The following is a 538-nucleotide window of genomic DNA, read 5'->3' as shown; positions in this document are numbered from 1 at the left end:
CTTATATCCATTCTTGTTGTTATATCGGCGACTAAGGCGCAGCCCGGCAGTGGATGAACTGATAGCTGCTTTGTCCGGTTATTTGATTGTTTAATGTATCAAGCACAACAATAGAATCAATAGGGCAGTCTGTTGTTGGTGGAATGGAAACGCGAAATATTTCGTTGTCTTGAGTTTCAACCGTGAGGTAGCGTCTATGTCCGTCTAGGGATTGAGTGAGCGTATTGGAGATGACTCTGGCTTCAATGCGTTCTCCGGTAGAAGATGTCATTGGGAAATAGGTGAGAAATAAAAGTAGCCCAATACCAATCGATAATATAACGAATCCTATTTTCAACTGTTTCATAAAGTAAGCCTTTGAAAGTCATCTTTAAAAGATAAGACAGGCTTTCGATAAAGTGAACATAACCAGTACTGAAAATTGAAACAGCGCCCAAATATAAAGGTGAGCCTCATTGCTCACCTTTATGCATTGTTATTCGACTTTCGACTTTCAACTTCGAGACTGCTGACTAACTCCAACTAAATTTAGCTATTG

Annotated in this window: 1 protein-coding gene; it reads right to left on the bottom strand. The window is 39.8% G+C overall.

Annotated elements, in window-relative coordinates:
- Nucleotides 1-31: 31 nt before the first annotated feature.
- Entirely contained in the window at nucleotides 32-346 is a 315-nt protein-coding gene (locus tag AB4496_RS26400) for a hypothetical protein (RefSeq protein WP_083784002.1), read from the bottom strand.
- Nucleotides 347-538 lie beyond the last annotated feature (192 nt).

This window comes from Vibrio sp. 10N.222.46.A1, assembly GCF_041473595.1.
In the GTDB taxonomy this organism is placed as follows: domain Bacteria; phylum Pseudomonadota; class Gammaproteobacteria; order Enterobacterales; family Vibrionaceae; genus Vibrio; species Vibrio tasmaniensis_A.
This window is presented reverse-complemented; position numbering and strand designations above follow the sequence as displayed.